The following is an 11000-nucleotide window of genomic DNA, read 5'->3' on the forward strand; positions in this document are numbered from 1 at the left end:
GAGACCACGAAGATGCTGAACCGTCGTCAGATCTATGGAACGCTCGGCCTCGGGAGCGCGCTGCTGGTGCAGGGCGCGCCGGCCATCGCCCAGGCTCCCGCGCCGATTCCGGTGGCACCGAACCCCACCGGCCCGTCCACGCTGGAACGCATCCTGGCGTCAAGGAGACTGCGCATCGCCGTGGTGGCGAACCAGGAGCCCTATTTCCGAAAAAACCTGCAAACCGGCCAATGGACCGGCTTCTGCCTCTCCATGGCGCGCGACATCGCGGAGCAGTTGGGCGTCGAACTGGAATTGCTGGAAAGCACGTGGGGCAATTCGGTGCTCGACCTGCAATCCAACAAGATCGACATGGCCTTCGGGTTGAACCCGACTGCGCGGCGCGCGCTGGTCATCGATTTCCCGAATGCGATGTTCTTCAACATTTCCTCGCTGGTGGCCAAGCGCGGCTTCTCGCCACGCACCTGGGCGGATCTCAACAAGCCCGAGGTGAAGATCGCCTTCGACCTCGGCACCTCGCGCGAAACCATCGTCCGCCGCTTCGCGCCGCGCGCGACGCATGTCGGCTACCGGACCTCACCCGAATGTGTGCTCTCGGTCGCCAGCGGGCGGTCGGATGTGTTTGCCTGTTCGGTCTTCCTCGGCCTCGCGGCGCGCAAGCAAAACCCGAATCTCGGCGAGTTCATCATGCCGACGCCAATGGTGCGCACCACCACCACCGCGGCCATCCAATACGATCGCGATGGCCGCTTCCGCCAGTTCATCAACGCCTGGGTCGACTTCAACCGTGGCACCGGCCAGGTGCGCGAATGGATCCTGGCCTCGCTCGGCGACATGGGTATCGAGCAGTCCGACCTGCCCGCAGACCTCGAATTCTGATGGCCTCCAGCGATATCGGGATCATCGGCTACGGCAGCTCCGCCTATGAAAAGGGCGCGCCTCGGGCCGAGCTCTCCTATTTCGTCGATGCCGCCCAGGCGGCGCTGAGCAGTGCCGGTCTTGGCTGGGATGTGGTGGACGGGCTGTCCACCAGTTCCACGACGATCCAGCCGGACAATGCGGTGACCACAGCCGAACAATTCGGCCTGTCCATCACCTGGGCCAGCGTGTCCAACGCCGGTGGTGCCGGCGCGGTGGTGAATGTGCTGGACGCGGTGCGCGCGGTGGAGGTAGGTCGCGCCACGCATGTGCTGTGCTTGGCCGGTGCCGCGCAGGACAGCACCTATTTCCGCGACCGTGTTTCGCGCTTCAACAACGCGGTCGGCGACTGGCTGGCGCCGCATGGTTTTGGCGGCATGAACGGCCTGTTCGGCATCGTCCAGCGCAAGCACATGGACACCTACGGCACCACGCGCGCGCAACTCGGCCGCATCGCGGTGGATCAGCGCAGCAATGCGCGGGACAACGACAACGCGCTGCTGCGCGGGCCGATGAGCATCCACGACTACCTGAACGCGCCCGTCATCGCCGACCCCCTTGGCCTGTTCGACTGCGTGATGCCCTGTTCCGGTGCCGAGGCGATCCTGGTCGGCCCCCTCGACCGCCTGCCCGCCGGCAAGCGCGTGCATTTGCGCGCCGGCCGCGAACGCCACAACCACCCGGTGGGTGAGGTCGCACCGCTGCGCGGCGGCTGGGAAACCTTCCGCGATGCGCTCTATGCCGAAGCCGGCACCGGCCCCGCGGAGATCGACTTGGTGGAAGCCTATGACGACTACCCCATCATGGTGGCGATCCAACTCGAAGACCTCGGCTTCTGCCCCAAGGGCGAGATCGGCCCCTTCCTCGCGGCGCATCGGATGACCTGGGATGGCGACTTCCCGCTCAATACCGGCGGCGGCCAACTCTCCTGCGGCCAGACCGGCGGTGGTGGCGGCATGATCGGCATCACCGAGGCGGTGCGGCAGCTGCGCCGCGAAGGTGGACCACGCCAGGTGCCCAAATCGCGGCGTGCACTGGTTTCGGGCTATGGCATGGTCGCCTACGGCCACGGCCTGTCCGCCACCGCGATGATCCTGGAGGGCGCGTGACAACCCTGGCCGCCGACCTGCCGCAGCCGCAGGAATCACCGATCAACGCGCCGATGCTGGCGGCTTGGCGAGATGAAGGCGCGCTCGCCCTGCAGCGCTGCGAGGTCTGCGACCGAACGGTGTTCTATCCACGCCCGATGTGCCCGCATTGCCATGCGATGCGGCTGGTCTGGACGCGCGTATCCGGCACCGGGCGCATCGTCTCCTACAGCCGCATCCATCGTGGACTCCCGCCGGTGTTCCGGGCAGATGCCCCCATCGTGCTGGCGGAAATCGCCCTGGCTGAGGGCAGCCTGATGATCGCCCGCGTCATCACCTCGGGTGAGGTGCATACGGGCATGCCGGTGCGTCTGGTGCCGCCGCGGGAAGCCGGGCGCTACCCCTTGCCAACCTTCGAACCCGCGTGATCCAGCCCTTCGCATTGCCGGCCTCGGCATGCCGCCCGGCCGAGGTGCTCGACGCCCTCGCAGTGCATCGCGCCGCCGTCGAAGCGGAAGCTCTGCCGCCGAACATCGGTGCCCTGTTCGATGCAGCCGTCGCGCGCTACGCCGACCGCCCGCTCTGGGTCCCGGTCGATGGCGGCGAAACGCTGACCTACACCGCCTTCGCCGCCGAGGTCGGCCGCTGCACCGCGGCGCTGCACGCGCTGGGCGTGCGGCGTGGCACGCATGTCGGGCTGATGCTGCCCAGCGTCCCGGCGCTGGCAATCACCTGGATGGCACTGGCGAAACTCGGCGCGGTGATGCTGCCGATCAACACGCGCTACACTGCGCGCGAACTCGACCACGTACTGCGGGAGGGTGAGGTCGCGCTGCTCGTCGTCGATCAGGCCCACCGGCCCCTATTGGAGGCGCGCGAAGATGGCAGCGTCCCACCGCTGCCGCGCGACCGCATCGTGTTGCATGCGGGTGCCGCGGACGGCCACGCCGGCGAATGGCACGCGTTGCTGGCGGCCGCAGGCCCGGTCCCGGCGCTGCCGGCGGTCGAGCCGGATGAGTTGATGACCTTGCAGTTCACCTCGGGCTCCTCCGGCGCGCCGAAGGGTTGCATGCTGACCCATCGCTACTGGGTCACGATCGGCCGCATACGCTCCGTCCAGGGCCCGCCGGTCGAGCGCATGCTGATCGACATGCCCTTCCACTACATGGGCGGACAGTGGCGCTTCCTGATGGCGCTTTATCTTGGGGCCACCGCCTTCGTCGCCGGGCAGCAGAGCCTAGCGCGGCTAATGGACCGACTAATAACGCACCGCATCCAGTTCTGCTCCGTCACCCCGGCTCTGGCCAAGCAGGATCCGGATCCACGCCGTGCACAACTGGCCCTGACCTGGGCTGGCACCATGGCTATGCCGCGCGAATTGCACGCGGCGCTTGAAGCACGGCTGAACGACGCCTCGGTCCGGGAGATGTACGGGCTGACCGAAACCGGCGCCGCGATTGCCATGCCCGTCGCCGTGGATTGGATGGGCGGCAGCGGCGCCTGCGGCCTGCCAGTGCCGTTCCGCAATTTGCGCATCGTCGATGCCGACGGACAGGACACGCCGGCCGGCGAAATCGGTGAGCTTTGGATTGCTGGCGCCGGCGTCATGAAGGGCTACTACCGCAACGACGCGGCGAACGCCGACGCCTTCCGCGGCAAATGGTTCCGCACGGGCGACCTGTTCCGGCGCGATGCCTACGGTTTTCACACCGTGCTCGGCCGCATCAAGGACGTGATCCGCCGTAGCGGCGAGAATGTCTCGGCGATCGAGGTCGAAAACGTGCTCTGTACAATGCCCGGCATCGTCGAGGCCGCGGCCATCCCGGTGCCCGATGCGCTGCGTGGTGAGGAGGTGAAAGTCTGCCTGACTTTGCGCGCCGGTCTCTCGCCCAGCGACCTGCCGCCTATTGAGATCCTGGTCTTCTGCCGCGACCGTCTGGCCCGCTTCAAGCTGCCGCGCTACATCGCCTACCTGCCTGAACTTCCGAAGACGCCATCGGGTAAGATCGCCAAGCAGCAACTGCGCCCGCCGGGTGCCGATCTGCGCCGCGACAGCTTTGACCTAGCCGAGGGCGTATGGCGGTGAGCGCATGATGGCGTATCAGTGGAATTTCGAGCTGCTCCTAAACTATTTGCCGCTGCTCGGCCACGGCATCATGGTGACGCTAGCCTTCACCCTGGGGACGATCGTGCTGGGGCTGATCATTGGCCTCGCGATCGGCATGGCGCGTCTGTCGCGGCTGCGGATCGTGAACGCACCGCTGATCCTGCTGACGGAAGTGTTCCGCTGCACACCGCCGCTAGTGCAATTGGTGTGGTTCTACTATGCGCTGCCGGTGCTGATCGACGTTCAGATTCCGGGCACACTGGCCGCGACCCTGGTGCTCTCCTTCTACGTGGGCGCGTTTTATTCGGAGATCTTCCGCGGCGGAATCATCTCCATCGAGAAGGGCCAGTGGGAGGCAGCGCGGGCGCTTGGCCTGCGGCCCTGGTCCATGATGCGTAAAGTCATTCTGCCGCAGGCGATCCGCCGCATGGTACCGCCCTTCATGAACCAGTCGGTAATCCAGCTGAAGACGACATCGCTGGTATCGACCATCGCGGTGCCGGATCTGCTCTACAACGGATCGTTGATCACGGCGGAAACCTATCGGCCGCTTGAGGTCTATACGGTCATCGCGCTGGTCTATTTTTGCCTTCTGTTTCCCGCCACCCGCGCGGTTCAGTGGTACGAAAGGCGACTTGCCGCGAAGCGCTGATGGTGCCCCAGGAAGAGGCTGACGGGGCACATTTCCTTGAGCTGCTCAAAGCTCAGAACGTTCACCTTACGCGCAGCGGATCCTTCCATGCCGCCGCTTTTCGGACAGGAAGGATGGGGGCCGGATCCCGGGCGATGAACCGGTCCCGAGGTACAGTCCAGTTGACGAGGTGCGTGCCAGTCACCAACACCTACGAGCAGGCCGGGGCAGGCAGTCTACTCGCCCCGCGGAGGGCCAAACTCGCCGTGTGCTTCACCGAGCGGCAGCGCCGAGTCGAGGAGGCCGGCGCTGCTGCTCTGTCTCACGGGTGCTGGCGCCGGACACCGCTCCAGGCTGGAGCGTCTCCGTGACAATCCGCGCCTTGTCATCGTCCGACCATTTCCGACGACGGTCGCGCCCCGTCAGAACCTAGACCCGGCGAAACCCACCACCCTTCGCGTTTTCCTTATTGCCGACCATTACATCAGCTCGAAGCCTTCCGATTCAAGCCGACCCAAGACATTCGCCGTACCCGCGGGGAGGTGAGCCTCGACGCCGCGCTACGAAAAATCAGAGCCGCCTCCGGCCTTCCTCGCTGTAGCCTGACGACCGAATGCGAAGGCCATGGCGCGGTGGCTGGGCATAACGCTGCGCAGAATCGAGGAGCGCTTCATGACTGATCCAAAGCCGCTTTCGCTCCACGTCCCGGAGCCGCCGGTGCGCCCCGGCGGCAAGCCCGATTTCAGCCAGATGACGATCCCGCAGGCCGGGGGGGTCCGACGCCCGCCGGTGGACGTTGCGGCGCACGACATCCTCGATCTCGCCTATTCCATCATCCGAGTGCTCGACCGCCGGGGCCAGGCGGTTGGTCCTTGGGCCGAAGGGCTGGACCACGATCGGCTAAAGGGCGGCCTGAGGGCCATGATGAAGACCCGCGCCTATGACGCCCGGATGACGATGGCGCAGCGTCAGGGCAAGACATCCTTTTACATGCAGTGCACTGGCGAGGAGGCCATCGCCTGCGCGTTCCAGACGGCACTCGAGAAGGGTGACATGAACTTCCCGACCTATCGTCAGCAGGGATTGCTCATCGCGCAGGGCTGGCCGCTGGTGGATCTGATGTGCCAGGTCTTCTCCAACGAGAACGACCGTTTGAAGGGCAGGCAGTTGCCGGTCCTCTATTCGGTGCGCGACGCCGGGTTCTTCTCCGTCTCCGGCAATCTTGGCACGCAGTATGTGCAGGCCGTGGGCTGGGCGATGGCCTCGGCCATCAGTGGTGACACGCGTGTCGCTGCGGCCTGGATCGGCGACGGGTCAACCGCTGAAAGCGACTTCCATGCAGCGCTGGTCTTCGCCTCCGTCTACCGGCCACCCGTGATCCTGAACGTGGTCAACAACCAGTGGGCCATCTCGACGCATCAGGCGATTGCCGGCGGTGAGAACGTAACTTTTGCCGCACGGGCGCATGGCTATGGCATTCCCTCGCTGCGGGTCGATGGCAATGACTATCTCGCAGTACATGCAGCGACCGCCTGGGCGGTGGAGCGGGCTCGGAGCAACCTGGGCCCCACTCTCATCGAATGGGTGACGTATCGCGTCGGAGGCCACTCGACTTCGGACGATCCCTCCAAGTACCGGCCGAAGGAGGAGTCGGACGCCTGGCCGCTCGGTGATCCCATCGAGCGGCTGAAGAACCACCTCATTGTGCTGGGCGTGTGGAGCGAGGAACGGCAGGCGCAACTTCGGGCCGAGATCGACGAGGAGGTGCTGGCAGCGGCACGCGAGGCCGAAAGCCATGGCACATTGCATGACGGCCCGAAGCCAAGCACGGCTACCATCTTCGAGGGCGTCTACAAGGAGATGCCCCGCCACCTGCGGGAGCAGCGCCAAGAAATGGGAATCTGAGCCATGCCGCGCAGGACCATGGTGGAGGCCATCCGGGACGCGCTGGACATCATGATGGCGCGCGACGACCGGGTCGTCGTCCTCGGCGAAGATGTCGGCTATTTCGGCGGCGTGTTCCGCTGCACCGAGGGGCTGCAGCGCAAGTACGGCAAGTCCCGTTGCTTCGACACGCCGATCTCCGAATCCGGCATTATCGGCGCTGCCGTCGGCATGGGGGCCTATGGCCTTCGCCCCGTGGCCGAGATCCAGTTCGCCGACTACATGTATCCCGCCTACGACCAGATCGTCTCGGAAGCGGCGCGGCTGCGCTACCGCTCGGCCGGCGAGTTCACCGCACCCCTGGTCGTGCGCATGCCCTGTGGCGGCGGCATCTTCGGCGGCCAGACCCACAGCCAGAGCCCGGAAGCCCTGTTCACGCATGTCTGCGGCCTGAAGACCGTCATTCCGTCGAACCCCTATGACGCCAAGGGGCTGCTGATCTCGGCCATCGAGGACGACGACCCCGTCATCTTCCTGGAGCCGAAGCGCGTGTACAACGGTCCCTTCAACGGCCATCACGACCAGCCGGTCGTGCCGTGGTCGCAGCACCCGCTCGGCGAAACGCCAGACGGGCATTACACCGTGCCGCTCGGCAAAGCCGCAGTGCGGCGCGAGGGCGCCGCGGTGACTGTCATCGCCTATGGCACCATGGTGCATGTGGCGGAAGCGGCGGCGGCGGAGACCGGCATCGATGCCGAGATCATCGACCTGCGCACGCTGCTGCCGCTGGATGTCGAAGCGATCGAGCAATCAGTCCGCAAGACCGGGCGCTGCGTCATCCTGCACGAAGCGACGCGCACCTCTGGGTTCGGCGCCGAACTTACGGCGCAGGTGCAGGATCGCTGCTTCTACCACCTCGAAGCGCCGATCATGCGGGTGACCGGCTGGGATACGCCTTATCCGCATGCGCAGGAATGGGACTACTTCCCCGGCCCGGCTCGCGTTGGCCGCGCGCTGCAGGCGGTGCTGGAGAGCTGACATGGGCACCCGCATTGTCAAGCTGCCCGACATCGGCGAAGGCGTTGCCGAGGCTGAACTGATCGGCTGGCACGTCAAGGTCGGCGACATCGTCCGGGAGGATCAGCCGCTCGCCGAGGTGATGACCGACAAGGCAACCGTGGAAATTCCCTCACCCGTCGCTGGCACCGTCATCGCATTGGGTGGTGAAGTCGGCAGCATGCTGGCGGTCGGCGCTGAACTCATCAGGCTCGACGTGCAAGGCGAGTCTGACGACACCGCGCCCGCGTTGGCGACAAGACCAGCGCCACCGCTCGCCGCGGTGGCACAGCCGGCCACACTACCGGCGCCGCGACCGATGGCCCCTGCCGCACGACTGGTCGGTCCGCCACGCGCCCCGGGTGAGAAGCCGATCGCCTCTCCGGCCGTGCGCAAGCGGGCACGGGACGCGGGCGTCGATCTCCGCCAGTTGCGCGGCAGCGGTCCAGCCGGTCGCATCCTTCATGAGGATGTCGACGACTACCTGCGCGACGGCGGGCCCGCGACGGCGTTGGGAGGGCGCGTCGCCAACACCCATGTCGAAGAGTTCAGGGTCGTCGGTTTGCGCCGCCGCATCGCGGAGAGGATGGCCGAGGCGACGCGCCGGATCGCCCACTTCTCCTATGTCGAGGAGGTCGACCTGACGGCGCTGGAGGAACTGCGCAGCACGCTCAATGCGGGTGTCGCCGGACGCAGCCGGGTGAAGCTGACGCTCCTGCCCTTCCTGATGCAGGCGATCGTCAAGGCGGTGGCCGATTTCCCGCAGATGAATGCACTGTACGACGACGAGGCGGAGGTCATCCGGCGGCATGGCGGCGTGCATATCGGCATCGCCACCCAGACCCCGTCCGGCCTGATGGTTCCGGTGGTGCGCCATGCCGAAGTGCGCGACCTGTGGGACTGCGCGGCCGAGGTGAAGCGCCTGGCGGAGGCTGCGCGGGGAGGCCTGGCGACGCGCGAAGAGCTAAGCGGATCGACCATCACCATCACTAGTCTCGGTGCGTTGGGCGGCATCGTCAGCACGCCGGTGATCAACCGGCCGGAGGTGGCCATCATCGGTGTCAACAAGTTGGCGGTGCGCCCGGTCTGGCGGGACGGCGGGGTCGTGCCGCGCATGATGATGAACCTCTCCTCCTCCTTCGACCATCGTGTCATCGACGGCTACGACGCAGCTGCTTTCATCCAACAGATCAAGGCGCTGCTCGAGACACCCGCGATGATCTTCATGGAGGCCTGACATGGGTGACATGACGGCCAAGCTTCTCGTCGTCGGCGGTGGGCCCGGCGGGTATACCGCAGCGATTCGTGCCGGTCAGCTTGGCTGCGATACCGTGCTGGTGGAGCGGAGCCGACTTGGCGGCACCTGCCTCAACATCGGCTGCATTCCGTCGAAGGCGCTTATCCACGTGGCGGATACCTTCGGGCACGCGATGGAGCATGCCCGCGCCTCCCCCTTCGGTCTGGAGGTCGGCCGCCCGACGCTGGACTTCGCCCGCGCCGTCGAATGGAAGGACGGCATCGTCAGCCGGCTGAACGCGGGCGTCGCCGCGCTGCTGAAGAAGAACCGCATCAGGACCGTACACGGTCCGGCCACGATGCTCGACGGCAAGACCTGCCGCGTGGAGACAGACATCGGGCCGCAGACCATCCGCGCCGAGCATGTGCTGCTGGCGACCGGTTCCGAGCCGGTGGAGCTGCCGTTTCTCCCCTTCGGCGGCCGTGTGATCTCCTCGACCGAGGCGCTGTCGCTGCCGCAGGTGCCGGCACGCTTGGTCGTGGTGGGTGCCGGCTATATCGGGCTGGAACTCGGCATGGCCTTCGGCACGCTCGGCGCCGAAGTCACCGTGGTGGAGGCGGCCGATCGCGTCCTTCCGCGCTACGACACCGAGCTGACGCGTCCTGTTGTCCGCCGGATGGAGGCCCTGGGCATCACGGTGCTGACCGATGCCGAAGCGCGCGGCCTGGCGGCAGATGGTGAGGCGCTGCTGGTAAGGGCCGCGGATGGTGCGGAACGGACGATCCTGTCCGATGCGATTCTAGTCGCCGTGGGTCGCCGGCCTTGCACGCAGAGCTTCGGGCTGGAACGGCTGGACCTGGCGATGAATGGTCCGTTCATCCACATCGACGAGCGCTGCGCCACGTCCATGCGCAATGTCTGGGCCGTTGGCGATGTCACGGGCGAGCCGATGCTGGCGCATCGCGCCATGGCGCAGGGCGAGATGGTGGCCGAGATCATCGCCGGCGAACGCCGCGTCTTCGACAAGGTGGCCATTCCCGACATCTGCTTCACCACCCCCGAAATCGTCACGGTCGGAATCTCACCAGCGGAGGCGCACCAGGCAGGCTGGGAGATCAGGCTTGGCCATTTCCCCTTTTCCGCAAATGGTCGGGCGATGACGAAGAATGCCGAGGACGGCTTCGTCCGCGTCGTCGCCAGGGCTGACAACAATCTGGTGCTGGGCCTCCAGGCCGTCGGTCATGGTGTCTCCGAACTCGCCGCCGCTTTCGGCTTGGCGTTGGAGATGGGTGCGCGGTTGGAGGACATTGCAGGCACCATCTACGCGCACCCCACCCAGGGCGAGGCGATACAGGAGGCGGCACGCAAGGCGCTCGGCCATGCCCTGCATATGTGAGCGTCGCTCCGCATCCTGCGACCCGCACGGTCCGTGGCAGCGCGGCACAAACGAGAACACGAACGGGCTGCTGCGGCCGTACTTCCCGAAAGGAACGGGCCTGGGCGCGCGCAGCGCTGATGATCTCGCTGCGGTGGCTGCGGCGATCAATGGAAGGCCGCGGAGAACGCTTCACTGGAGAACGCCGGCGGAGACCCTTGATGAAGTGCCTCTCTTGGCGGAAACAGGTGTTGCAATGACCAGTTGAACCTGGGTCGTTTCCCCCAACTCCCTATTCCGCCCGCGCATCGGCGGCGCGAACCACCGGACCCCAGCGGTCGAGTTCGCTGCGGATCAGCGCGACCAACTGCTTCGGTGTGCTGATGGCGGGCTTCAGGCCGGCGGCGGCGAGGCGCGCGCATCTCCGGACCGTTCAGCGCCGCCAATACGTCGCGCTGCAACCGCGGCAGCAGGGCGGCGTCCATCCCGATCGGTGACCTGCCCCCCTGAAGGGAATCCAGCTTTGGTCAGAGAGTTGGCCTCCTTGGAAGGAGGCAGGGATGCCGAAGAAGCGTCATACGTGTGGATAGGCGTGGAACAAGGACCCCGCTGTGGAGTGCGCCCCTTGGGGTGGACAGATTGAGCGATTGAAATTGACGGGCCTTGCTGGGCTTCCGAAGGATGGAAGCTATGACGAAGCATCG

9 protein-coding genes and 1 pseudogene are annotated in these 11000 nt (G+C 66.2%); all 10 read left to right on the top strand.

The genetic code is table 11. The features are described from left to right. Positions 1-12: 12 nt before the first annotated feature. On the top strand, positions 13-879 hold the full coding sequence (locus tag AAFN86_RS26105) for a transporter substrate-binding domain-containing protein (protein ID WP_347546548.1): 867 nt from the start codon (positions 13-15) through the stop codon (positions 877-879). Beyond that, positions 879-2027: a thiolase family protein gene (locus tag AAFN86_RS26110; protein ID WP_347546549.1), complete on the top strand. Its 1149-nt coding sequence runs from the start codon at positions 879-881 to the stop codon at positions 2025-2027. Before AAFN86_RS26105 ends, AAFN86_RS26110 begins: the two co-directional genes overlap by 1 nt. After that, positions 2024-2434, top strand: a complete 411-nt coding sequence (locus AAFN86_RS26115) for an OB-fold domain-containing protein (protein ID WP_347546550.1) — start codon at positions 2024-2026, stop codon at positions 2432-2434. The genes AAFN86_RS26110 and AAFN86_RS26115 overlap by 4 nt, the downstream gene beginning before the upstream one ends. 62 nt (positions 2435-2496) lie before the next feature. Next, positions 2497-4092, top strand: coding sequence for a class I adenylate-forming enzyme family protein (locus tag AAFN86_RS26120; RefSeq protein WP_347546556.1), 1596 nt, complete (start codon positions 2497-2499; stop codon positions 4090-4092). A gap of 4 nt (positions 4093-4096) precedes the next feature. Continuing rightward, positions 4097-4765: an amino acid ABC transporter permease gene (locus AAFN86_RS26125; protein WP_347546551.1), complete on the top strand. Its 669-nt coding sequence runs from the start codon at positions 4097-4099 to the stop codon at positions 4763-4765. Positions 4766-5368: 603 nt separating this feature from the next. Beyond that, positions 5369-6649: a 3-methyl-2-oxobutanoate dehydrogenase (2-methylpropanoyl-transferring) subunit alpha gene (locus tag AAFN86_RS26130; RefSeq protein WP_347546552.1), complete on the top strand. Its 1281-nt coding sequence runs from the start codon at positions 5369-5371 to the stop codon at positions 6647-6649. A gap of 3 nt (positions 6650-6652) precedes the next feature. Next, complete coding sequence (locus tag AAFN86_RS26135) at positions 6653-7666, top strand: alpha-ketoacid dehydrogenase subunit beta (RefSeq protein WP_347546553.1); 1014 nt, start codon at positions 6653-6655, stop codon at positions 7664-7666. Continuing rightward, positions 7632-8921, top strand: a complete 1290-nt coding sequence (locus AAFN86_RS26140; RefSeq protein ID WP_347546554.1) for a dihydrolipoamide acetyltransferase family protein — start codon at positions 7632-7634, stop codon at positions 8919-8921. The genes AAFN86_RS26135 and AAFN86_RS26140 overlap by 35 nt, the downstream gene beginning before the upstream one ends. Before the next feature lies 1 nt (position 8922). Further along, the gene (gene lpdA, locus AAFN86_RS26145; protein ID WP_347546555.1) at positions 8923-10317 is read left to right on the top strand and encodes a dihydrolipoyl dehydrogenase; all 1395 of its coding nucleotides are present in this window, start codon (positions 8923-8925) and stop codon (positions 10315-10317) included. Between the two features lie 16 nt (positions 10318-10333). Next, positions 10334-10564: pseudogene (locus AAFN86_RS26150) on the top strand (transposase); the annotation flags it as partial. Between the last annotated feature and the right edge of the window lie 436 nt (positions 10565-11000).

Origin of the sequence: Roseomonas sp. CAU 1739 (assembly GCF_039839775.1) — a bacterium.
GTDB lineage: Bacteria > Pseudomonadota > Alphaproteobacteria > Acetobacterales > Acetobacteraceae > Neoroseomonas.